This is a genomic window from Bradyrhizobium acaciae (assembly GCF_020889785.1).
Classification (GTDB): Bacteria; Pseudomonadota; Alphaproteobacteria; order Rhizobiales; family Xanthobacteraceae; genus Bradyrhizobium; species Bradyrhizobium acaciae.
In genome coordinates, this window is sequence record NZ_JACMYK010000047.1 from 1 (window position 1) to 23,219 (window position 23,219).

Below are 23,219 nucleotides of genomic sequence, written 5' to 3' on the forward strand. Positions count from 1 at the left end.
AGAAGTGGACCTTCGACGCCGCTCCAACTCAACCTAATCTCATCACGCTCTAGCGCGCCGCCTCGCAGCCGGGAATATCGAACACGGCAGTCAGGCCGCAGGGCGAGTTGAGCATCTTGCCGCCCTCGTGGCCGACGCCGGGCACATCCCACACGCTGTGGTTCGGCGTGCCGCCGTCGCGGGCCTGCATCGCGGCAACATAAGAGTGCCCGCGCGCGTAGCGATACGGCCCTTCGGCTTCCGCCATGCAGGATTTGTCGAGCGCGGGATGATCGGGATTGGTGTCGAGCGTGCCGAGCAGATAGATCACGCGGCGCGCGACATAGGCCTGCTCCAGTACAGCCGGTGTCGGCGCGGCGAGATAGGGCGGACGGTCGTCCATGCCGAACTTCCAGCTGTTATAGCCTTCACACGCCGTCGCGATCGCAGGCGCCGGCCGCTCCTTGGTGAAATAGGCATAGGAGGAGGGATTGGCGACAACGTAGCGCACGCCGATGCCCTCGTGCAGCAGCACCTGATCGCCCTTCACCGCGATCGCATAGCGCTGCACCACCTGGCCGCCGCCGGAATGGCCGAACACCACGACCTGCTTCAGGTTCGGAAACAGCTTGCGGTCGCCGAGCTTGGCCAGGATGGCGTCGAGTGCCTCGAATGAGCTCGCCGGATTGGGCGCGATCGCGGGCTCGCCCCCCTGCCAGTCATAGAGGCTCCAGCGCAGCGTCTCCGCCGGCAGCTTGAACGCCTCGACGTCAGGCTCGATCAGGAATTGCGGTGCGATCATCAGCGTGCTCTTGCCGACATCGCCGGCCGCGGCCTGCGCGCTCAGCGCCGCGCGGAAATAATCGTCGGCGTTGCGCAGCACCCCGTGCAGCACCAGCACCGCGCGGGTGATATCGGGCATCGGATTGGACCAGTCCGCCGACAGATAAAGCGGAAACACCGCGCTGCCGACGGCGATCCGCCCGCCGGCGATTTCCTTGACCGGCTTCTTGTCGCGCTCGATCTGCGCCTGCGTTGCAGACGCGACCGGTGCGTGAGCGGCCGTCACGGTAAACAGCGCCAAAGCCGCGAGCCAGGCTCGGTGATGCATGGTTCAATCTCCATTGTGCCGCGAGGTTGCGATCCCCGCCGGATCATGCCGCGTCAGGTGCCGATTGCCCCATGAATTTTCGGAAAGCTTCCGCGCATCACGCGCCGAGCCGCCCGCGATTGTTTGCGGCAAGGATCGGGCGGACCAGGCGGCCGAACCGCTCGGCCTCCTCGTCGTGCAGATAGCCGGACAGGCAGAAGGAGTGGCAGCCGGCGTCGATGAACTGCTGCAAGGTCGCGGCGCATTGCTCCGGATTGCCGACCACGGCGATCCCGGCGCCGGGCCGGACCTTGGTGATCCCGGTCCACAGATGCGGCATCAGGAGATCACCGTAATCGCGCGCCAGTTGCTGCACGCGCTGGTTGGCCTCCGACCTGACGTAGAGCGTCTTCATCTCCTGCTTCTGCCGGTCGGTGGCGTGGCGCACCAGCTGGTCGGCCGCCTCCCAGGCATCCGCCTCGTTCTCGCGGCAGATCACCTGCAGCCGCATGCCGAACCCGATCGCATCCTCGCGGTCATGCGCCCGCGCCATCCGCCGGATCTCGGCGATATTGTCAGCGATGCGCTCCGGCAGATCGCCCCAGAACAGATGGACGTCGGAATGCTTTGCCGACACCTCCCAGGCCTGCCGCGAGCCGCCGCCGAGATAGAATTTCGGGAACGGCTGCTGCAACGGACGCGGTCTGATATGCGCGCCCGAGATCGCGTGAAACTTGCCTTCGAAATGCACCGGGCCACGTGTGGTCCACAGCGCCTTCAGGATCGAGACCTCCTCCTCCATCAGCGCGTAGCGCTCCTCCTTGGCATAACGCACGCCTTCGGCCTCGACCTCGCTCTCGTTCTGCCCGGCGATCAGGTTGATGCAGATCCGCCCGCCCGACATCTGGTCGAAGGTCGAGATCATCTTGGCCATCAGCACCGGGTTGATGTAGCCGGGCCTTGCCGCGATCAGCGGCTTGATCCGGCTGGAGCGCGCCGCCATGAAGGCGCCGGCGATCCAGGCCTCCCAGCACACCGAGCCGACCGGAATCAGGAGATACTCAAAGGAGGCGTCCTCGGCCGCCTTGACCACGCGCTCGCAGAGTTCCGGCGAGCCGGCGATTTGCGCCTCCATCAGCCCATAGGCCGTGGTGTCGCCATGCGTGGGCAGATACCAGCCGAATTCCAGCGGACGCATGGGCAAACTCCCTCGAAAGACGGCCTTTTTCGGTGGCCTGTCATATTGGCGCAGGCAGTTTACAGCCCTTGACCGGCCGGACAACGCCGTTGCCGACCCGGAGCCAATCAGCTAAATGGTGGCTGCACGCACCCGTAGCTCAGCTGGATAGAGCGTTGCCCTCCGAAGGCAAAGGTCACACGTTCGAATCGTGTCGGGTGCGCCAGCGTTTCTCTCGATCTGCCAACACCTTAAAGCGTTGGTGGTAGCTCCTCGAAAGCTCCTCAGACCGGCTGGTCACAGCACTGGTCACAACATGAGGAGCTTTCGGTATGGCAAGCCTACGGTACAGAAACGGCAAGTGGCAGGTCCAAGTCAGACGCTACGGACACACTCCACGAGCCAAATCATTCCAACTTAAATCCGACGCACAACGTTGGGCACGGCAGATCGAAGCCGAATTAGACCGCACGTTGATCCCGAACGATGTACGGGCGCTCAATACGATCACTGTCGCACAAATCCTTACGCGCTACCGAGACACCATCACCAACGAGAAGCGTGGGCGCATTCCGGAGCGCAAGCGGATCGAAGCCTTTCTTCGCCAACGATGGAGCACGCTGCCCTTGGTGAAGGTCGATGCTACGATCTTTAGCAAATACCGCGATACACGACTGAAGCAGGTTGGCCCCGGCACGGTTATCCGGGAACTGGGTTTATTGCGATCCATCTTCGAGATAGCTCGCCAGGAATGGGGGTATGCCGCATTCCCGAATCCGCTGACCGGACTTAGAAAGCCGAAGGCACCGGAAGGCCGCGAGCGTAGACTGAAGTCCGGTGAGCTACAGGCCCTGACTCAGGCGTGCAGTAACGTCGTCGGCTCATGGCTCTTGCATGGCTTTCAGCTCGCCATTGAAACAGGTTTGCGGCGCGGAGAGTTGCTTGGCATCCGATGGCAAGACGTGAAGTTCGATACAGCGGTCCTGCACGTACCCTTCACCAAGACAGATAAGGCCCGCACCATCCCGCTTACTGATCGAGCTGTGGAGATTCTCAAGGAGCGCAAAGCAGCATCGGCTACAGATGCCGAATACGCATTTCCCGTCAGCGCGAACACTTTCCGCCTAGCATGGGAACGCTGCAAGCGGCGTGCAGAGCGAGCCGGGTGCGTCGGCGTGCAAGAGCTACGTTTCCATGACTTGCGGCACGAGGCTGTGAGTCGGTTCTTTGAAAGGGGATTAAACACAGCAGAGGTTGCGTCCATCAGCGGGCACAGGGACCTACGGACGCTGTTTCGTTACACGCATCTGAAGCCGGAAGACCTTGTTGTGAAGTTGCGCAACGGGAAGGCACTCGCAGCATGACAAACCGAGCACTGACAATGCCCGACTACGTAGCGCAGTTGATCGCAATGCCCCTCGAACGGATGGGCTTACAGCCATCTGACGTGCAAGATGACCTCGTTAGCTGCCTGCTTCAATATGAAGATGGTACCGCCCTGTCTCTTGTAGTGATGTGCATAGCTAAGCGCACGTGGTTCAGGGAAAAAGCCATGCTCGTCGTTTCGATTGTCCAGCTCGATGATAGTACGAGGGCCGTCCAGGTTCATTCCAGAGAGACCATGGGCATTCCTACTGGTCCCGACGATCTGCCATTCGTACTTCGCTTTTCATCAGCGGTCAGAGCAATGGCTTGGACAATAGCGGCGACAGGCAAAATGGGCGAATGCGTCAGCTTACCGGGAAGGCCACCCGCGCCGCGCCCAGCACGCATATAAGGCCAGTCCCTCCCTAATTGGAGAATATAGCGCGCGACTACCCGCACGCTCCAAACCCTGCAAGGACAAGAAAATCATGACGACAAGTGAGCTTCGCACCTTTCTTCTAGAATACGTCGAGGGATCAGCTGATCATCCGCCGTCAACCCGCTACCAGCAAGGCCATTTGGCCGCTATGAGGGAACTGTTGGTGGATCACTACCTGACCACAGAAGAGCGCGAGCAGTATCGTTCAAGCCGTATATTGCCTCTATCGCCTAAGAAACGTCGAACACTCCATTGATGAGACCCGAACCCAGCTAATCCACATCATTTATCTTCTGCTCTCTCTTATAGAGCTAAGTGACGAATTAATCGCAACGGGCCTGCCGACACACTTCGGCAGGTCCTTTTCTTTTGAGGAGTAGGAATGACGCATGTCGATGCTGACATCGCAGTCAAAGAGATGACAACGCTGTGGCGCAGCTTCGGTCTGGAAGTTAGTAGCCCACTTCAAGATACATGGCGGCGCATGTGCATGGCGCTTAACGAAGCTGGCAATAGCTCCGTAGGCTGGACCACGCTAGCAATGCCGACGGGCATCGGCAAAACGCAATTCACCGCCCTGTATTGCGCTCTGCTAGAAGCCCCCTCACTCAGCTTAGACAATATCCGGTCGAACAATCTGCATCCCGGCGTTCTCTTCGTTACTCGATTGGTGTCAGAAGCAAAAACATTCACAGACCATGTCAACAAGCTGGCGGGCCGCACTATTGCTGCTGCATATTACGGTGGCTCAGATACGAAGCTATCCGACGCAGCCAATTTTCCCGTCCTGTCCATCACGCACGCAGCCTGCGAGCGTCATCAATCGTGCGGCAAGAACGACAGCATCGGAGGGAATACTTGGGAGCAGCTTACAACGTGGCAGCTTGGAAGCAGGGGTAAGCTAATCATTGATGAGACGCCCAACTTCATATCATCCACACGGATCGACACCAAGGAGTTGGCACAGACGATAGGCGCGCTCGCTTGGCTACGCGGCGCGAACAGAGAACTCTACGCAAACATGAAACGTCTCTTAGTCGCGAGCACAGATACGACGGTCGGGAGCAGAAACAGGCGCATTACGGACGCTGAGTTCGAGCACATTCATTCGATAGACACCGCCCTAATACTTGATCACCTAAAGTCAATTGATGATGACGCGATTACACTAGGCCCGAACACCGGAAGAACGTCGCTACGGAAGACATGTACAGACACGATCGAAGCAATCAGCGGCATGCAAAGGAACGGTTGGGGCTGGATCAGCCATAACGGACTGACAGCACAGATACACTCTGCGGCGCTACATCCATCGCTCCTTACCGGTTCCGGCTTGATACTTGATGCGACTGCGGGTCTTTATCCGGGTTACGGTTTGCTCAGCCCGCCCGCAAAGATTATCCCCGCTGCGGAAAACACGCGACGCTACGACAATGTCACACTGCATCTAGCGTGGGGCCAAGTCGGCGGGAAGGACAACTTGGTGAGGGCTGCGGATTATCTTTGGCCTGAATATAGAGCGGCTATACAGAGCATCTTGCCGGTCAGCAGTCGCATCTTAGTCTGCTGCCACGAGGAGTTCGAGCAGAAGGTCTGCAATGATCCTAGCAATCCTGCCCGAATGACGTTTGCTCACTACGGAAACATAGACGGCAGAAATGATTGGAACGACTACGAGGCTGTTGCGCTGGTCGGCCTATTCTATCTACCCGTCGCTGCACATATCAACACAGCGCAAGCGTTGCTTGGGCCTCAAACCAACGACTGGCTGCAAGATTCACAGTTCCGTGCGGTCGGAACAAACGAAGACGTAGTGATCGGGATGCAGAGAGCCCACTTGGCAGCAACAGTCATTCAGACCGTCAATCGCGTTCGTTGTCGGCGGGTGATTGATGAAGAGGGGCATTGTCTCCCTACGAAGGTGTTCTTGGCGCTTCCTGCGGATGCAGTTGGTCGAGCAATTCGCGACGCAATTCTGCGCTACTTGCCAGGGATACAGATCACTGCATGGCCGTTGAATGCACGCAAGAAACGGGCGCGGCACGATCGAGGTATCAAGAAGCTGCTGGACTTCTTCGCATGTTCGCCCAAGGGCAACTATACCAAGGCTCAGATTCGCAAACTGACGCCGATCGGAGCGGCATCGCTGGATCGTGCGATCAGGAGACTTAACGATCCTTCGTCGAGCGAGTATGCCCAGCTTTCTGAGCTGAGCGTCACGTACCATCTTAGAAACGGCAGAGGAGCGGAATCATTCTTTGTGAAGGCGTGACCTCGCCGAGCAGCCGCATAGTGGAAGCAATCACGAGAGAGCAGGCCGCGATGAGCGGCCTTTCGCGTTTCTATACCGGGCGACCGTGCAAGGCTGGACACTGCTCCGATCGGTTTGTAAGCAACCGGCAATGCGTTGCCTGCAATGCAGTCAAGGCACGGCAGAGGGAGGCCTTGAGAGGCACCAAAGACCCGTCTTTCAGGATGTACCGAAACACCCTGAGGCGCACTGGTATGGCTCTCAAGGGTCGCGCGAGCCCTGCTAGCGCGGTCGGTTGCGACCATCCCGAATTGCGAGATCACATCGCCGCTCAGTTTCGCCTTGGGATGTGCTGGGAGAAATACCGGCAGTGGGAGGTAGATCATGTCAGGCCACTATCGGCGGCACGAACGCTGAGCGAGCTGCTCGCGCAATGCCACTACAGCAACCTTCAACCGCTGTGGAGAAGCGAGAACCTAAGAAAGGGCGGGGCCTAGTGCCCCGTCCTAGCCGTTACGCCCACACCCGGCTTGTATCTGTCTTATTCGATTGTCGCTGGTTTCGCGGTTTGCGCAGCCCCCCGTCCGGCCGTTCTCCCAGAGGTCTGCTTGATGCCGGCCTGGCTCGGTCGGACGCTTCGCCTCTCTCTCAAAATATCCTTGAATTGCCGACGCGGATGAAGTCTATGAACAGTGACCCTCTTAGGGAGGAGCGCGGTGGTAGGCCGCAATGAGTTCGGGAGAATGATTTTCGACAACGAAGCTTGCCCATGTCCGGAGCGGCGGGGGGGCATATGAACGCCGTTGAGATCGAGGAAGCCGTTTCGGCGCTTGCTGAACAAGCATTCGATACGCGCGAATTTCCCTTCGCCTTTCTCCAAGCCTTCGGGAACAAAGAAACTACGCTCAAGCGGCTACGCAAGGGCGAATCAAACAAGTCCGATATGGGTGGCGTCCTTCAGACCAACAACATCCATATTGCCGTCGTCGCGCCCGGCGAGGTAACGAAGACCCTTGCCGCCCTAAAGGCGAGCCCGGCGACGGCGCGAGCCAAAGCGAAATTCGTTCTGGCGACGGATGGTGAATGGTTCGAGGCCGAGGACTTGGTGTCGGACGCCGCGCCCATCGCCTGTCCCTTTGCAGAGTTCCCTAACCATTTCGGTTTCTTCCTGCCACTCGCCGGCATCTCGACGGTCCGTCAGATCAGCGAAAACGCTTTCGATATTCGGGCCACGGGACGCCTGAATCGCCTTTACTTGTCCCTGCGCCAAGAGAATCCTAACTGGGATACGAATGCGCGGCGACCGGACATGAACCACTTCATGGCTCGGCTGATTTTTTGCTTCTTCGCTGAAGACACCGATATCTTCCTCGGCGGTCGGCTGTTCACCGACACCATCGCGCAGATGAGCGCGCGCGACGGGTCCGATACGGATTTCGTGATCGGTGAGATTTTCCGAGCCATGAACACGAAGATCGTCGATCGCAGCGCAGCCAAGCTGCGTCCTTGGGCGGATGCCTTTCCCTATGTGAACGGCGGGCTGTTCTCCGGCAGCCTCGACGTGCCGCGCTTCAATCGGACGGCGCGCTCCTATCTCATCAACATTGGTAGTCTCGATTGGAAGCAGATCAACCCCGACATCTTCGGCTCGATGATCCAGGCTGTCGCAGAGGACGAGGAGCGCGGCGCGCTCGGCATGCACTACACGAGCGTCCCGAACATCCTGAAGGTGCTGAACCCGCTTTTCCTCGACGACATCCGTGCGCGTCTGGAAGAAGCAGGCGACAATCCTCGGACTCTTCTGAACCTGCGTAAGCGCCTGGCGCGGATTAGGGTATTCGATCCGGCTTGCGGCTCCGGCAATTTCCTTGTCATTGCCTATAAGGAGATGCGGGCGATCGAGGCCGAGATCAACAATCGACGCAAGGAACCGGGACGCAAGAGCGACATTCCGCTCACCAACTTCCGGGGAATCGAGCTGCGGGACTTTCCCGCCGAGATCGCTCGGCTCGCACTCATTATCGCTGAGTATCAGTGCGACGTCCTCTATCGCGGCCAGAAGGAAGCACTGCAAGATTTCCTACCGCTCGACGCTGAGAACTGGATCACCTGTGGCAACGCCCTACGGCTCGACTGGTTGAGTATCTGCCCACCAACCGGAACCGGCGTGAAGAACCAATCTGACGACCTGTTGCATACACCACTCGATCAGGCGCAAATCGACTTCGAGAATGAAGGCGGAGAAACCTACCTTTGCGGCAACCCGCCGTATGTCGGCGACAAATATCAGACAAAGGACCAGAAGGGCGATCTAAAGACCCTAGCCGCAAAAGACGTCCGCGCGGTCGATTACATCGCAGGCTGGTTTTGGAAGGCTTCTGCTTACATTAAGTACGGAGGTCGTTTTGCCTTCGTCTCTACCAATTCAATCTGCCAAGGAGTTCAGGTTCCGCTGATATGGCCGAAAATCGTTGCTGCCGAGCAGGCAATTTTTTTTGGCCACAAGGACTTCCTGTGGGGCAACAACGCCGCCAAGAACGCGCAAGTTACGTGCATTATCGTCGGCGTGGCGAGAGCGGACGTCAAACCGAAGTACATATTCGATGGAGAAGAGCGCAAAGAGGTTGAAAACATCAACTTCTATCTGGCGTCCGGCAATAACGTCATCGTTGAGAGGGCGAATGAGCCGATCTCGGATGTCGCGATCATGTTTGGCGGTAATATCCCACGAGACCAAGGAAATCTTCTGCTCTCACCCGATGAGGCGAGGGATTTGACGGCCTCGTACCCAGCGGCTGCGGCTTTGATAAAGCCCATCTTGGGTTCAAACGAATTCATCAATGGCTTGGAACGATATTGCCTTTGGATCACTGACGCACAGGCGCAACTCGCTCGTTCTATCTCGCCGATCAAGGCGCGACTTGATCGCATTCGTGAATACCGATTGCACGGCAGCGAGCGTGGGCGCGCAGGACTGGACACGCCGCACAAGTTTGAGCGAACGATCATCGGGCACGATCATACGATCATTATTCCCAGCGTTTCATCGGAACGCCGCGCCTACCTTCCATGCGGACTGTTACCGGCCGACGTGCGCGTCTCCAATCTCGCGCTCGCACTCTACGACGCGCCACTGTGGAATCTCGCACTGATCGCATCGCGCCTGCATCTTGTTTGGATCGCCACTGTATGCGGAAAGCTAAAAACCGACTTCCGTTACTCCAATACAGTTGGCTGGAACACCTTCCCGGTCCCCACACTCACCGAGAAGAACAAGGCCGACCTGACCCGATGCGCCGAGGATATTCTTCTGGCGCGCGAGGAGCATTTCCCGAAGACTATCGCCGAACTTTATGACCCCGAGAAGATGCCTGCCAATCTGCGCGAGGCGCATGAGCGCGACGACGAGGTACTGGAACGCATCTATATCGGGCGACGGTTCCGCAACGACACCGAACGGTTGGAAAAGCTGTTCGAGCTTTATACCAAGATGGCCGCCTCACCCGGCGTGGCAAAGAAACGGAAGGCGGAGGCGCGCGCATGACCGACGAGAAGAAAGCAGTCCCTTCGGTCTCCGTCACCTACGCTCGAAATGGCAGCTCGACCAAGGCCAATGCACTCGGCATGAGACCGATGCAGGAGCGCGCCTATGAGAAGAGGGGTGAGCAATATCTCCTCATCAAGTCGCCGCCCGCATCGGGCAAGAGCCGCGCGCTGATGTTCATCGCCCTCGACAAGCTACATAATCAGGGGCTCAAGCAGTCGATCATCGTAGTGCCGGAAAAGTCGATCGGGGCGAGCTTCAACGACGAGCCGCTGACCCGGTTCGGCTTTTGGGCTGACTGGACCGTTGCACCGAAATGGAATCTCTGCAATGCGCCCGGCTCGGATAACGGTGGCAAGGTCAACTCGGTCGAGGCGTTCCTCAAGGGCGACGACAAGGTGCTCGTCTGCACCCATGCCACCTTCCGCTTCGCTGTGGACAGGTTTGGAGTGGAAGCCTTCGACGACCGATTGATCGCGGTTGACGAGTTCCATCATGTCTCGGCCAACCCTGACAACAAGCTCGGCCTACATCTCGGCCAGTTCATCACCCGCGATCGCGTGCATATCGTGGCGATGACAGGCTCCTACTTCCGAGGCGACGCCGAGGCCGTGCTGACCCCGCAGGACGAGGTGAAGTTCGATACGGTTACCTACACTTACTATGAGCAGCTCAACGGCTACGAATATTTGAAGCAGCTCGACATCGGTTATTTCTTCTATAACGGACCTTACACCGACGACATCCTGAAGGTGCTCGACCCGGCAGAGAAGACCATTGTCCACATCCCGAACGTCAATTCCCGCGAAAGCATGGGAGACAAAATCAAGGAGGTTGAACACGTCCTCCACGAGTTGGGCGAATGGCAGGGCCGCGACCCGGCGACTGGCTTCCAACTGGTCAAGACGCCGGACGGACGCGTTCTTCGCATCGCCGACCTGGTTGACGATGATGCCGCCAAGCGCGATCGCGTGTCGGCGGCGCTAAAAGATCCAACGCAGAAGAACAATCGCGACCATGTGGACATCATCATCGCGCTCGGCATGGCGAAGGAGGGGTTCGACTGGATTTGGTGCGAGCACGCCCTGACAGTCGGCTATCGGTCGAGCCTCACGGAGATCGTGCAGATCATCGGTCGCGCCACTCGCGATGCGCCGGGCAAGTTGCGCGCCCGCTTTACCAATCTTATCGCTGAGCCGGATGCATCGGAAGAGGCCGTCTCCGAAGCCGTGAACGACACGCTGAAGGCCATCGCGGCCAGTCTTCTCATGGAACAAGTGCTCGCCCCGCGTTTTGAGTTCAAGCCGAAGACCCCGCACAGCGGACCGACTCCTGGCTTCGACTATGGCGAAGGCGGTTACGATCCAAGCAAGACCAATGTCGGCTTCAACGAAGAAACCGGCCAATTCCAAATCGAGATCAAAGGGCTTGCTGAGCCGAAGAGCGAGGAAGCACAGCGCATCTGCCAGCAGGACTTGAACGAGGTCATCGCTGCCTTCGTGCAAGACAAGACCGCGATCGAGCGCGGGCTGTTCGATCCCGATCTGGTGCCGGAAGAACTGACTCAGCTTCGCATGGGCAAGATCATCAAAGACAAATATCCCGAGCTTGATGAGGAGGATCAGGAGGCCGTGCGCCAGCACGTCGTCGCCGCACTGAACCTCACGCAGAAGGCCAAGGAGGCTGCGCTTGGCGAAACCGAGGGCGACGGTGAAAAGAGCCTCAACACTGCCTTCATCGAGGGCGTCCGCAAATACGCAATGGATGTGCGCGAGCTAGATATCGACCTAATCGACCGCATCAATCCTTTCGGCGAAGCCTATGCCATTCTCGCCAAGACCATGAGTGAGGAGAGCCTGAAGCAGGTCGCTGCCGTTATAGGGGCTAAGCGCGTCAACCTCACCATCGAGGAGGCACGGGAGCTTGCCAAGCGGGCCTTGAAGTTCAAACAGGAGCGCGGTCGATTGCCCTCGATCACTTCGCCTGACGCCTGGGAAAAGCGCATGGCTGAGGGTATCGCCTTCCTTCAACGCATGAGGGCGGAGGCTGCGCGTGGCTAGTGGCTTCACCGAGGAGGACGATGCGCTTCTCACTGAGCTTGGCGTCGAGGCTGACGCGAGGAAGGAGGCTAGCCGGGCGCCTAATGAGGAGCGGGTCATCGCCGGCTTTGAGGAGATTCAGCGTTTCGTCGCCCAGCATGGCCGTGCTCCTCAGCACGGCGAGGACCGCGACATCTTTGAGCGGCTATATGCCGCTCGGCTTGATCGCCTGCGCGAGCTAGCGGATTGTCGCGCCTTGATCGAACCCCTCGACCACCAAGGACTTCTTGCCGGTGTACAAGCCGCCCCAATCACCACCGCCGACGAACTCGACGATGACGAACTCCTGGCGCAGCTCGGGGTGGACGATGCCGCGCCTGGCGGCATCACGGAATTACGGCATGTTCGTTCGGCGGCCGACAAGCGCGCTGCCGAGGAAATCGCCAATCGCCAGAAGTGCGAGGATTTCGAGACTTTCAAGCCGATGTTTGAACAGGTTCAAAAGGAAATTAGCTCCGGCCTGCGGCAGACCCGGCGCTTCGAGCGCAAGTCCGAGATCGCACCCGGTCGCTTCTACATTCTAGGCGGCCAGAAAGCCTATGTGGCTACCATGGAGCAGCCTACGGTCAACGAGCATGGCAATATAGATGCCCGACTTCGCGTGATTTTCGATAACGGAACCGAGAGCAACCTGCTCCTGCGATCGTTTCAAAAAGCGCTCCAACAAGACCCTGCCGGGCGGCGGATCATTGAGCCTTCGGCTGGCCCCCTGTTCTCAGATCAGAATGAAGAGGGAGACGAAGCCAGCGGGATCGTCTACGTGCTGCGCAGCAAGTCCGACCATCCAAGCATCGCAGCGCATCGCGACGTGTTGCACAAGATTGGCGTCACGGGCGGCGACATTGCGCGCCGCATAGCGGCAGCGAAGCATGACCCGACCTTTCTTATGGCCGATGTCGAAGTGGTGGCTACTTACGAGCTGTTCAACATCAACCGGACCCGGCTTGAAAACCTAATCCATCGCGTTTTCGACGCGGCGCGACTTGATATCGAGATCAAAGACCGCTTTGGACAGCCGGTGATCCCACGGGAATGGTTTCTTGTACCGCTGTTCGTAATCAACGAAGCCGTCGATCGGATCAGAGATGGAACGATTACCAACTACACATACAATCCAAAGAAGGCGGCGTTGGTACGCGCCGACCAAGGGCATTCAAGCGTCCGGCGCATCTAAGGATCGTGGTTCAGAAGATGAGGCCACTGTGAAAAGGAAGGGGTAGTCATCCTCCGACGCGCAGTCGAACAGGGCGGCAAAGGGGTTAACAACTGTTAAGGAGGCCACGACCCCGCCACCGAAGCGCGATCCGCAGGTCCTACACAAAATTATTTCAAGGCCCCTCAGGCCCACAGGGAGCGTCGTGGAGAGGCTTTTCGCCAAGGGCAGCGTGGTCGCGTACCATGACTTTTATCGCATCCTAGAGTCTTAGAAGCGAAATGGCGCAGCAACTAGCCGAGGTCATTCAATCGATCTCAACCTCGTGTAGTTGAAGCCCTGCTCCCACTGCGTCGATTTGACAGCCGCTCACGATAGGCACATCTTGCGGCGTAATTGGTTGTTCTGGTTGAAATTTTCCCGCATCAACCCCGAGACACTCTCATGTTGGCGCTGAATTATCTTGGACTAGCTGGCGGCCTGACGCTCGCTGCCGTCCTGTTTTCGATCGCCTATAAGTTGTTTCGCCTGGACCGCTTTGAGGCAAAGAAAGGTTCGTCTCGCGTCAAGAGCGTGTCGGATGCCGTGATGGGCCGCGCCCGCACGCGTGACGACTGGATGCCCGATGGCCGCATCAAAGGTGGCATGATTTATAATCGCAGAGAAAACCGCATTGAAGTCAGCGGACGACTGTCAGACGAAGCTTTCGACCGCATCTTCCGTTGAAAGCAATCCAGTAGACTTTGCTTCTCGCCCGTACGTCGGTTGGATTCCGACGGTCAACGGGCGACTATCGTTTCGTCATGTAGGCGATACACGTCGCCCGACAGAATCCATTTTCGCAAATCTGGACACCGGGGCTGAGCGGCTCATCGTCGCTTACCAACATCGGCCTCTTAGTGACATTCTTTTTCCTCGGATAATCCACTGGTTGCAGAACATCAGTGGCGACTTCTGGTTTGTGCTCACCGCGAAATCCAACAACAGCCCTCTAGTTGCCGACAGAATCAGCGGCAAGATTCATGTTTTCAAAAGCCGAGAGGATTGGCGCCTTCACGCGGATCAGCCCATGCGACGGCTAATCCGCGGCATCAGCCAACTGCGGTTTTCTAACGCGCCCGATATGCCTGCCCGAGCGAACCTCGAATACGATCGCGCAAGGAATCTGGTGGAACAGCATGCTGATATTGAGATCGAATTTGATCTCGAGCGCAACGGCGAGGTTTATTTCAGTCAGCCGGCATTCAGAGAAGAGGCCTTGCAGCGAGCGTCTGAGCAACTTGCTGCAAGCGACGGGCACAACATAAGGAAGTGGGTAGCGGACCAATGCTACTTTTTCCTTCGTGATGCAACGCATGCCCACCAACATCATGAAGTGACATCTGACACGATCTTGATATTGCAGGATAGAAAGGGTGATGACGTCCAGTGGCGCAAAAATATCATCTATTCACTGCATTACGCGATCATCAGATTTAAGCGAGACCCTGACGCCCGATCCGCACTGAGAGCAATGGGCATCCTCGCCTACTGCAAAAGTTTTGTTGATTGCTGCAAGCTAAAGCTCAAGGCTGACTACAAGGACTTTCCGGAGTTCAACGATGATGCGCTGCGACTTTCGCTTCAGGCGAAGGCTGACGAAATCAGTGCTGCCGAACAGATAGTATCAAACCGCCAAAGCGTGTCGCTTGCGAAGGCTGGCACGTCGAGGACCATTGTGTTGGCATTCGTTGCGATTGTGATTGCGACAATAGCCATTCTCATTCAGCCAAGAATCTCGACTCAAGAGAAGGATGACTTCCCCCTCCTCTTTCAGGTCAGCACTTTCGCCGCAGAAAACTTTTTCAGCTTTATGGGTGCGTCGGTCGTAGTCGTTGTGGTGACGTGGCTCACGACCGCCTTCAACGTGGCGATGGATAACCGGCGCCTCGCACGCTCTTTGTTGGAAGCGAGTTATGTTCGTAAGCGAAGCGCAATCGCAGTCTTCTTCGTTGGCGCCGTCATTACCATAGGCGTAACGCTATGGATTTTTCGGCCAGCGGTTCTCAGCTTAATTGAAACGGGCAAAGAGTTCTTCAAACTATTCGGCTCAACCTAAATCAAGCTGCGATCGCGATCTTAGGTCAAGTCAGCGTCGCGAATGTCTCGTGATACAGTTCCGAATGGCGCCAGGTACCTTCATCATTTCAAGGTGGAGAGGCCGGCAGAAGCCCGATTGCGACGAGACTGGGAACAACAGAAGGCAGGGCACCGCCACACGGATGAGTACAATAAGACGCACGGTGTGTTCCCTGCGCGAAAACGACAGATTTTTTCGCGAGGGCATCAAATAGGTCGGCGTGCGCAAAACTCCCCCATGCCGGCAGTAAGACGGCGCGTTGAGGTCAGGGCGCGGTCACAGCCGTCACACTGATAGCCTCTGCTCTGACTTGACCTTAGGGGGGTATCCCTCCTAGCTTATAGCTCGATTGGCTGTGTTTTTAGGGATTTAGAGACGAGCACGTCAGCGAAGCGAAAGCCGTAAGCCCGGCCACGTTGCCCTCCGAAGGCAAAGGTCACACGTTCGAATCGTGTCGGGTGCGCCAGTTTTTGTTCATTTACAAAGCGATAAGCGGGCCTAAACCGAACTCCAGTTTCCGTCTTATTCGAGCGAGTAAGCGATCTGGAGAAAATCGTGGTCCAGTTCAGACAACTTGGCACCTGACGTGTCAGAAAGTACCCCGAGACAATCCATGGCGATTGCGGCTCGGCTGACTAAAAACGATCCAGTCGCGACGATTTCGGTGTTGCCGTGCTGGAGCGAAAGGCCTGCAGCGATGGGGTCAGCGCGTCTTTTGATCCGTCAAGCGTGACCGAGGATTGCTGCGCCATTCCGTAATGCTGCAGCCAAATCGCTCTCGGAACCAACGTGCAAGCGCGCTTTGCGCGGAGAAGCCCAGAAGTGCGGCGACGGCGCTGAGTGAACGATCCTTTTCTTTGATAAGGCGAACCACCGCTTCGGCTCTCTCCCTATCGACGATCTCGGAAAAGCTCTTGCCGCTCTCGGCGAGCCTGCGTTGCACGGTGCGACCGTCGCAGCCCAGATGCTGGGCCACGCGCTCCACCGAGCAGTGCCCCTTTGGCAGCAGCGCCGCGATCAACTCCCGGACCTTGCCATCAAATGTGGATGAGCGTGCAGCAACTGTCTCGATGTATCTCTGCGCGTATCTCGCGATCGATGGGTCTGCGGCAGCCATCGGACGATCCATGTCGGTGCTGTGGCAGATGATCCCATCGAATTCGGCCCCGAACACGACATTACACTTGAAGAAGCGCCGATACGTCTGGCGATTGCGTGGTGCCGGATACGTGAAGTGTACGTCCATTGGCTGCCACCCCGATCCAAGAAAAGCGCTGAGAATGCGATAGGACACCCCTACCGCCAATTCCACCGCCTGCCGTGCCGGTACGGGGCGGCCAAGCAATATCTCGGGTATGATCACCACGACGTCGCCGTGCCGCTCGATGCGCTGACGCAGCGATTCATTGTGGATGTGCATATAACGTCCGATCGCCTCCATCGCCGCTCCGACGGTTGGCTGGTCGCGCGCAATGAGTGCCACTGGCCCTAGATTTGAAAACCCGCCGCGCTCGGCCAGCCGAAGGCCGAAATCGTCGATCCCCGCGGCGGCCGCGGAGGCCTCCAACAGGCGACGTACGCCACCTCCCGGAATCCGGATATCCGGATCGGTCACGCCAGGTGGCAGACCCACACTTTTCAGCATCCTCGCCGGATCGAGCCCGACGCTGCGCGCGGTCTCCGCATAGTGCATCAGGCAGGCCGCGCGGATCAGGTCGACCATCGCAAAATCCCTCCCTGTCGCGAAATGTAAAGTCGATGTCGTGAATCGTCAAATGCGATGTCGCAGCCCGACGTATTGATTGGGCAAGAAGCGGCCGCATAGCGGCGGCACGACAGGGCGGAAACGGTGGAACGATGATGCGTGCAAGCGAAGCAGCGCAGTATCGGCGCGGATCGACTGAGCGGCAGTGGCACCGGCGCGACGATCTCGGTCGCCCCACCGACGATCACCGCCGATGCTCTGCCACCGTCTCGGCTGATCGGTCGTCAGAGCTGCCCGAACAGCACCGTCGTGATGGCGGTCTGAGGCCGTGCGACGCCTGCCGAAGCCTGTGCAATGCACGCGCGATGATCGGTCTCCGTGAGCAGCCGCGGACGCCATCGTGACGGCCATGCCTCCGCCCCGCATGAGCACCACCACCATTCCCAGAGCCACCCAACCTCACCCAAGCAAACTGGAGCCGGATATGGCTTACGAAACCATCGAAGTACGCAAAACCACTCCAACGATCGGTGCAGAGATTTTTGGCGTCGATCTCTCGCAGCAATTGAGTAACCGGCAATTCGACGAAATCCATCGGGCGCTGATGGAAAATCTCGTCATCTTCTTTCGAGACCAGCAACTGACGGTCGAACAGCAAAAGGCGTTCGGCGCCCGCTTCGGCAAGCTGCACGTCCATCCGAACGCGCCGAAGGGCCTGCCGAACCACCCCGAAATCCTCGTGATCAAGGCCGACGAGAACAGCAAGCGCGTCGCCGGCGAATCCTGGCATTCCGACGTCTCCTGCGACGAGGAGCCGCCGATGGGCTCGATCCTCTATATCCAGGAGATCCCGCCGGATGGTGGCGGCGACACGATGTTCGCCAACATGTACGAGGCCTATGAGAGCCTGTCCGAGCCGCTGCGCAAGATGCTCGACGGGTTGACCGCCATTCATGATTCCTGGAAGGCGCATTCGGACCGCAAGCCCGGCGAGGGGAGCGACATGCAGTTCCCGCGCTTCGAGCATCCCGTGGTGCGCGTCCACCCGGAGACCGGCCGCAAGCTGCTGTTCGTCGATCGCGGCTTCACCACGAACATTGTGCAGCTTCGCCGGGCCGAGAGCGACGCGCTGCTCTCCTTCCTGTTCCAGCACATCGAGACGCCAAAGCTGTCCTGTCGCTTCAAATGGCAGAAGAACTCGATCGCGTTCTGGGACAATCGCTCCGCACAGCACCAGGCAATCTTCGATTACTGGCCGCATCGGCGTTACGGGCACCGGGTCACGATCTGTGGCGACAAGCCATTCGGCGTCGCCGGGCGGACGTCGAATGCGAGCCTTGCGGCAAGCTAGGCGTGCCTCGACAACCCGGGTCACCGCTCCGCGAAGCGTCGATAGCGCCGACCCAGCGCGGTGATCCGAGACCGATCAACAGCCTCCTGACGAATTGAAGGTATGAAATGACGGATCGTATCGACAAGAACTTCCTCGCCCGCTGCTTCGGCTTGGCGGGCCGCACGGCGGTTGTCACCGGCGCCGGATCGGGCCTTGGTCGACAGGCGGCGAAAACCCTCGCCGCGGCAGGCGCCGACGTGGCGCTGCTGGGACGCCGCGAGCAACAATTGAAAGAGACCGAGGCCGAAATCCTCGGTGCGGGTGGGTGTGCACGCAGCTTTCCAGTTGATGTGACCGACCAGAACGCGCTGGCACGGGTCCTGGACCAGATTGAGCGCGAAATGGCTCCGCTTTGGGCGTTGGTCAACAACGCCGGCGTAGGCGGACGCAGTCCGCTTGCTGAAGTCAGCGAAGCTGCGGTTGACCGTATCCTGGGCGTCAACACCAAGGCGGCGCTGTTCGTCGCAACGGCCATCGCTCGACGCCTCACCGCAGCGCGGATACCAGGGCGAATTATCAATATTTGCTCGCTCGCCGCACAATCGAATCCGGCGGGCCTGGGCATCTACGGGGCGAGCAAGGCGGCTCTCGAGTACCTGACGCGCACCATGGCTCACGAATGGGCGGCGCATGGCATCAACGTGAACGCCGTCAGTCCCGGCTTCATCGAGACCGACATCAACCGGACCATGCTGCAGACCTCAGCCGGGAAAGCGATGATCGAACGCCTACCGCGCAAGCGCGTAGGCACTCCTGACGCGTTGGATGGGGCGATCCTGCTGCTGGCGTCGCCCGCGAGCGCCTTCATCACCGGTTCGACGCTGCTGGTCGATGACGCACAGCGTTTCGGGGCTGCCTAAGGCCTTCGCCACCCAACATGCTACTGGAGACGGGAATGCTCTGGAAGAAGTCCCCCGCCACGGTGCTGGCCGGCTTGCTGGTCATTCACGTACTGGCTCACATCGACCGCAACATGCTGCTGGGCTTCTCGCCGCAGATCATCGCAGACCTCAAGATCAGCAACACCCAGTATGGCTTTCTCGTGGGAGTGGTGTGGGTCCTGAGCTTCGGCTTCATGGCCCTTTTTCTCGGGTCGCTGGCCGACCGATTTAGCCGCACGCGCATCATCGCCGTCGGCGTGTTCATCTGGAGCCTCTGCACCTGGGCTTCTGGTCACGCCCAGAGCTTCGAGCAGATGGCGTTGGCGCGCTTCTTCGTCGCCAGCGGCGAAGCGGCCCTGGTGCCTGCTGCCGTTTCAATCCTGACGGAACTGTTCTCTGAGCAGAAGCGCAGCACGATCATGGGCATCTTCTTCATGGGCATTCCCATGGGGATCGGCGCCAGCTTCCTGCTCGCCGGCACGTTCGGAGCGTCGCTTGGTTGGCGCTCAACGTTCTATGCCTTGGGAGGTCTGGGGATCGTCATCGCCGTGCTGCTGGCCTTCCTGAAGGAGCATCGCAGCCAGACCATGACTCACGAGCGCGGCGCACCGTTCGTTCAGCAAGTCCGCGCGGTGCTGGGCTTGATGCGGAGCCATCCGCCGCTGTTGTTCCTGATCATCGGGTTCGTCTTGCTTCACATCCTCTTCGCCGGTCTGTCGTTCACGCAGCTATGGATGGTGAAGGAGAGAGGCATGGACGCGTCGTCTGTCGCGGCGCACATCGGCACATTCCAGTTGCTGTTTGGCGGAATGGGGTCTGTCATCGGCGGCGTCGTCGGCGATCGCCTGGCGCGTCGACTTCCTGGGGGCCATCCGGCTGTCATCGTGCTGCTTATTGCGATGTGCGCTGTCCCAATGGTCGCCTATCGCTTCGTCGCTCCGGGTTCCTGGACGTTCTATGTCGGCATGTGCGCTGGATTTTTTCTGCCACTGGCCTGCTATGGGTCGGCAAATGCTGCGATCATGGCCATGGCGCCGGCCCAGACGCGTTCCACGGTGGCCGGGTTCACGATGCTGTGCATCAATGTCTTTGCGATCGCCATCGGAAACCTGGCGGCTGGCCGAGCGGTCGACGTGCTCGTGGCGCAGGGCGTTTCCGCGCCGCTGACGCACGTCGTTCTGGCAACCGATTTCATCGGCATCGGCTCGGGAGCTTTCTTTGCGCTCGCCGCATTCTTCTCAGCGCAGCAGCTTGCTTCGGCAATCCGCGTGCCTGCCCGTGCATAATGGCGACTGAAAGCGCTGAGCGAGATTTGATGCGCAGGAGCCAATCAATACCGAACACCCGGTGACGCTGGCAATATTTGTCGACGACAAATCCTGGGGACGATATTGAGTATGGCAAGCATCGTGCCCGCACCACGACGCATCGCATCTACACGAGATCCGTTAAAGGCCGCGCGTTCGACTGGGGCTGGCGAGTGAATCATGCCGATCAACCAGGCTATTGCTTTTCCAGGATCGTGATCGCGCACGCAGCCTCGTCGAAGCCGACGACGCCCCCACCGTTCTCGGCAAGCGCAATTCGCGCCTTTGCTGCCTGCCGTTCGCCAGCCTCTCCGCGCAGTTGCAAGACCAGTTCATGGATCATCGACAAGCCGGTCGCGCCGATGGGATGCCCTTTGGAGACGAGCCCTCCGGACAGATTGATGGGGCGTTCCCCGCCAAGCGCAGTGGCGCCGGATCCGACATAGGCGCCTCCCTGCCCTTCCGCGCAGAACCGTAGCATCTCGGCTTGATAGAGCTCACAGAACGATGTCGCGTCGTGCACCTCGGCTATGTCAATGTCTGAAGGTGAGAGTCCCGATATCTTGTACGCGCGATCGGCCGCGATGCGCGACAGTCCGGGCTCGTCCAACGATCGATATTTTCCGCCTGACATGGTGCTGGCGCGAACCTTGACTGCGCGGTCCCGCACGTTGCTCGGCAACGCAACGAGATAGTCCTTCGAGCAGACGAGCGCGGCCGCAGCCCCGTCGCCGATTGGCGCACACATGCTGCGCGTCAACGGGTAGCTGATCTCACGGTCTGCGAGCACCTCATCGACCGTCATCCTGAAGCGATACTGCGCAAGAGGATTGAGGCTGCCGTGTACGTGGTTCTTGGCCGCGCCTGCCGCAATCTGGCGCTGCGAGGTGCCGTAACGCTTCATGTGGTACGCCGCCTGCATGGCATAGGTATCCATGAAGATGGTGCCGCGCTTGTCGCCGAGCATGAACGGCTTGCCGCACTTCCTGCCGGCATCTTCGTAGTAGGCCAGCCATTCGTCCGGATCCAGCCGGTCGATGCCGCCGTCGAAAATCTGCTGGGTTTGCACCGGATCGTCCGGAACGAATGTCTTCTCAACGCCGATGGCGAGCGAGAGCTGCGCATCGCCCGACGCGATATCCTTCCACGCGCCATGAAACGCCTGTGATCCCGTCGCGCAACCGCCCTCGACATTCATCATCGGTACCCGCTCGGGAAACAGCTTGTCACGGACCAGCGGGGAGAAGCACACCTGCCCGCGGATGTTGCGCTGCCCGAATGTGCCCATGCCGCAGTTTCCGAACCACGCCATCGAAATGTCGCGTCCATCCTCGATTCCGGCATCGGCCAGGACGGCAAGGTAGGCCTCGCGTGCAAGCTCCTTGAAGCCAGTCTCCGGCTTTTTTCCGAAGGCGGTACAAGCCGTCCCAACGACATAGACTTCGGGAATCTCTCCCATCTGATTCAACTCCCTTTGACTTCGATCCGATCAGCGCAAGCGGACCGGCAGCGATTGCAGGCCGCGCAGAATGAGTGAATCCTTCCATTCCGGTGAGCTCGCAGTCGCCAGCGCGATTCCGGGAAAGCGCGCGACCAACGAACGCAGCGCGATCTGCCCCTCGAGCCGCGCAAGCTGGGCGCCAAGGCAGAAATGAATGCCATGCCCGAAAGTCAAATGGGCGTTGGGCGATCGGCCGACATCAAAGCGGTTCGCATCTGGAAACTGCTCGGGGTCACGATTGGCCGCGTTGATGAAGGCGAACAACCTCTGCCCTTGGCGGAGCTTCCGGCCGCCGAAATCGACGTCCGCTGTAATGACACGTGCGAGGGCGCCGCTCGGACCGTCATAGCGCAGCCATTCCTCGACGGCAGGCTCGGCCAGCGCAGGATCGCGTTTGAGGCGCTCCCACTGTTCCGGCGACTTCATCGTATAATAAATGCCGTTGCCGAGCAGATTGGTCGTGGTTTCGTGTCCGGCAAACAGCAGCAGGATGCATGTCGCGATCACCTCATCATCGCTCAGCGCCTCCTGTTCCTCCCGCGCCGACACCATCTGGCTGATGATGTCGTCGCGCGGATCTATTTTGCGCTGCGCAACGATGTCGCGAAAATAGCCTGCCATGGCTTTTGCACCGGCCTCGGCGCGCAGATATTTGTCCGCAGTCGCCCGGGACGTCCCGATGAACAGCGCGATATCATCCGACCAGTGTTTGACCAGCAGCAAATCCTCCCGGGGGACGCCGAGCAGGTCCATCATCACGGTAGCCGGCAATGGATAGGCGAAATCGGCGATCCAATCGACGATCTCCCCCGAGGCCGACTTGCGCTCCATCTCGTCAAACAGCAGCCCGACAATCTGCTCCACGTTCGGCTCCAGCGCCTTCACCGAACGCGACGTGAATGCCTTGGTGAAGAGGCGACGCAGGCGCGTGTGCTCGGGAGGGTCACGAAAAACCATCCAGTTTCCGAGATAGGTCATCAGGCTGGCATAACTACTCCGGCTCTCCGCCGGCGCCGCCGCAAAGAACGGCGCCAATCGATCCGCGGACATGTCGGAATTGGCCACCGCCACGCGCTTCACGTCCTCGTAGCGCGTGATGACCCAGGCCTTCATAGCCGAAGACCAATGAACCGGATCGTCCTTCCGCAGTTGCGCGAAGAGCGGAAAGGGGTCGGCGTTGGTCTGTGGATCAGCGAAGTCAAGGTTCAGCATCGTT

Annotated in this window: 16 protein-coding genes and 1 tRNA gene; 12 read left to right on the plus strand and 5 right to left on the minus strand. The window is 59.0% G+C overall.

The window, feature by feature from the left end; translation table 11 throughout:
• Positions 1-49: 49 nt before the first annotated feature.
• Together H8A92_RS19315 and H8A92_RS19320 are read right to left on the minus strand one after the other, a co-directional pair.
• Positions 50-1,090, minus strand: a complete 1,041-nt coding sequence (locus H8A92_RS19315) for an alpha/beta hydrolase (RefSeq protein WP_229197230.1) — start codon at positions 1,088-1,090, stop codon at positions 50-52.
• A gap of 97 nt (positions 1,091-1,187) precedes the next feature.
• Entirely contained in the window at positions 1,188-2,267 is a 1,080-nt protein-coding gene (locus H8A92_RS19320) for an LLM class flavin-dependent oxidoreductase (RefSeq protein WP_229197231.1), read from the minus strand.
• A gap of 128 nt (positions 2,268-2,395) precedes the next feature.
• Between H8A92_RS19320 and H8A92_RS19325 the strand changes: the two genes are divergently transcribed.
• From H8A92_RS19325 to H8A92_RS19360, 8 genes are all read left to right on the plus strand, one after another.
• Positions 2,396-2,472, plus strand: a tRNA-Arg gene (locus H8A92_RS19325).
• Positions 2,473-2,719: 247 nt separating this feature from the next.
• A complete protein-coding gene (locus tag H8A92_RS19330; protein WP_229197232.1) occupies positions 2,720-3,610 on the plus strand; it encodes a tyrosine-type recombinase/integrase in 891 nt (296 codons plus the stop codon).
• Between the two features lie 822 nt (positions 3,611-4,432).
• Positions 4,433-6,322, plus strand: coding sequence for a hypothetical protein (locus H8A92_RS19335; protein WP_229197233.1), 1,890 nt, complete (start codon positions 4,433-4,435; stop codon positions 6,320-6,322).
• 772 nt (positions 6,323-7,094) lie between these two features.
• Positions 7,095-9,845, plus strand: coding sequence for a class I SAM-dependent DNA methyltransferase (locus H8A92_RS19340; RefSeq protein ID WP_229197234.1), 2,751 nt, complete (start codon positions 7,095-7,097; stop codon positions 9,843-9,845).
• Positions 9,842-11,905 carry a DEAD/DEAH box helicase gene (locus H8A92_RS19345; RefSeq protein WP_229197235.1) on the plus strand — a complete coding sequence of 688 codons (2,064 nt, stop codon included), beginning with the start codon at positions 9,842-9,844 and terminating at the stop codon, positions 11,903-11,905. The genes H8A92_RS19340 and H8A92_RS19345 overlap by 4 nt, the downstream gene beginning before the upstream one ends.
• Positions 11,898-13,118: a GIY-YIG nuclease family protein gene (locus H8A92_RS19350; protein ID WP_229197236.1), complete on the plus strand. Its 1,221-nt coding sequence runs from the start codon at positions 11,898-11,900 to the stop codon at positions 13,116-13,118. Before H8A92_RS19345 ends, H8A92_RS19350 begins: the two co-directional genes overlap by 8 nt.
• Before the next feature lie 423 nt (positions 13,119-13,541).
• Positions 13,542-13,823, plus strand: coding sequence for a hypothetical protein (locus tag H8A92_RS19355; RefSeq protein ID WP_229197237.1), 282 nt, complete (start codon positions 13,542-13,544; stop codon positions 13,821-13,823).
• The gene (locus tag H8A92_RS19360; RefSeq protein WP_229197238.1) at positions 13,771-15,195 is read left to right on the plus strand and encodes a hypothetical protein; all 1,425 of its coding nucleotides are present in this window, start codon (positions 13,771-13,773) and stop codon (positions 15,193-15,195) included. The genes H8A92_RS19355 and H8A92_RS19360 overlap by 53 nt, the downstream gene beginning before the upstream one ends.
• 724 nt (positions 15,196-15,919) lie before the next feature.
• Here H8A92_RS19360 and H8A92_RS19365 read toward each other — a convergent pair.
• A complete protein-coding gene (locus H8A92_RS19365; protein WP_229197239.1) occupies positions 15,920-16,939 on the minus strand; it encodes an AraC family transcriptional regulator in 1,020 nt (339 codons plus the stop codon).
• A 141-nt stretch (positions 16,940-17,080) separates the two neighbouring features.
• On the opposite strand from H8A92_RS19365, the gene H8A92_RS19370 reads away from it, so the two are divergent.
• From H8A92_RS19370 to H8A92_RS19385, 4 genes are all read left to right on the plus strand, one after another.
• Positions 17,081-17,245: a hypothetical protein gene (locus tag H8A92_RS19370; RefSeq protein WP_229197240.1), complete on the plus strand. Its 165-nt coding sequence runs from the start codon at positions 17,081-17,083 to the stop codon at positions 17,243-17,245.
• A gap of 160 nt (positions 17,246-17,405) precedes the next feature.
• Positions 17,406-18,272, plus strand: a complete 867-nt coding sequence (locus tag H8A92_RS19375) for a TauD/TfdA dioxygenase family protein (protein WP_229197241.1) — start codon at positions 17,406-17,408, stop codon at positions 18,270-18,272.
• Between the two features lie 107 nt (positions 18,273-18,379).
• Positions 18,380-19,174, plus strand: a complete 795-nt coding sequence (locus H8A92_RS19380; RefSeq protein ID WP_229197242.1) for an SDR family NAD(P)-dependent oxidoreductase — start codon at positions 18,380-18,382, stop codon at positions 19,172-19,174.
• 35 nt (positions 19,175-19,209) lie between these two features.
• Complete coding sequence (locus H8A92_RS19385; RefSeq protein ID WP_229197243.1) at positions 19,210-20,481, plus strand: MFS transporter; 1,272 nt, start codon at positions 19,210-19,212, stop codon at positions 20,479-20,481.
• Positions 20,482-20,698: 217 nt separating this feature from the next.
• Here the strand turns inward: H8A92_RS19385 and H8A92_RS19390 are convergent, their stop codons facing one another.
• Complete coding sequence (locus H8A92_RS19390) at positions 20,699-21,961, minus strand: thiolase family protein (RefSeq protein WP_229197244.1); 1,263 nt, start codon at positions 21,959-21,961, stop codon at positions 20,699-20,701.
• A gap of 30 nt (positions 21,962-21,991) precedes the next feature.
• On the minus strand, positions 21,992-23,116 hold the full coding sequence (locus tag H8A92_RS19395) for a cytochrome P450 (RefSeq protein ID WP_229197245.1): 1,125 nt from the start codon (positions 23,114-23,116) through the stop codon (positions 21,992-21,994).
• Positions 23,117-23,219: the final 103 nt, after the last annotated feature.

Bases quoted from the DNA above. Each gene is read 5' to 3' on its own strand.
- H8A92_RS19320 (WP_229197231.1), bottom strand. From the start codon at position 2,267: ATGCGTCCGCTGGAATTCGGCTGGTATCTGCCCACGCATGGCGACACC.
- H8A92_RS19385 (WP_229197243.1), top strand. From the start codon at position 19,210: ATGCTCTGGAAGAAGTCCCCCGCCACGGTGCTGGCCGGCTTGCTGGTC.
- H8A92_RS19380 (WP_229197242.1), top strand. From the start codon at position 18,380: ATGACGGATCGTATCGACAAGAACTTCCTCGCCCGCTGCTTCGGCTTG.
- H8A92_RS19335 (WP_229197233.1), top strand. From the start codon at position 4,433: ATGACGCATGTCGATGCTGACATCGCAGTCAAAGAGATGACAACGCTG.
- H8A92_RS19340 (WP_229197234.1), top strand. From the start codon at position 7,095: ATGAACGCCGTTGAGATCGAGGAAGCCGTTTCGGCGCTTGCTGAACAA.
- H8A92_RS19390 (WP_229197244.1), bottom strand. From the start codon at position 21,961: ATGGGAGAGATTCCCGAAGTCTATGTCGTTGGGACGGCTTGTACCGCC.
- H8A92_RS19375 (WP_229197241.1), top strand. From the start codon at position 17,406: ATGGCTTACGAAACCATCGAAGTACGCAAAACCACTCCAACGATCGGT.
- H8A92_RS19365 (WP_229197239.1), bottom strand. From the start codon at position 16,939: ATGGTCGACCTGATCCGCGCGGCCTGCCTGATGCACTATGCGGAGACC.
- H8A92_RS19395 (WP_229197245.1), bottom strand. From the start codon at position 23,116: ATGAAGGCCTGGGTCATCACGCGCTACGAGGACGTGAAGCGCGTGGCG.
- H8A92_RS19315 (WP_229197230.1), bottom strand. From the start codon at position 1,090: ATGCATCACCGAGCCTGGCTCGCGGCTTTGGCGCTGTTTACCGTGACG.
- H8A92_RS19355 (WP_229197237.1), top strand. From the start codon at position 13,542: ATGTTGGCGCTGAATTATCTTGGACTAGCTGGCGGCCTGACGCTCGCT.
- H8A92_RS19345 (WP_229197235.1), top strand. From the start codon at position 9,842: ATGACCGACGAGAAGAAAGCAGTCCCTTCGGTCTCCGTCACCTACGCT.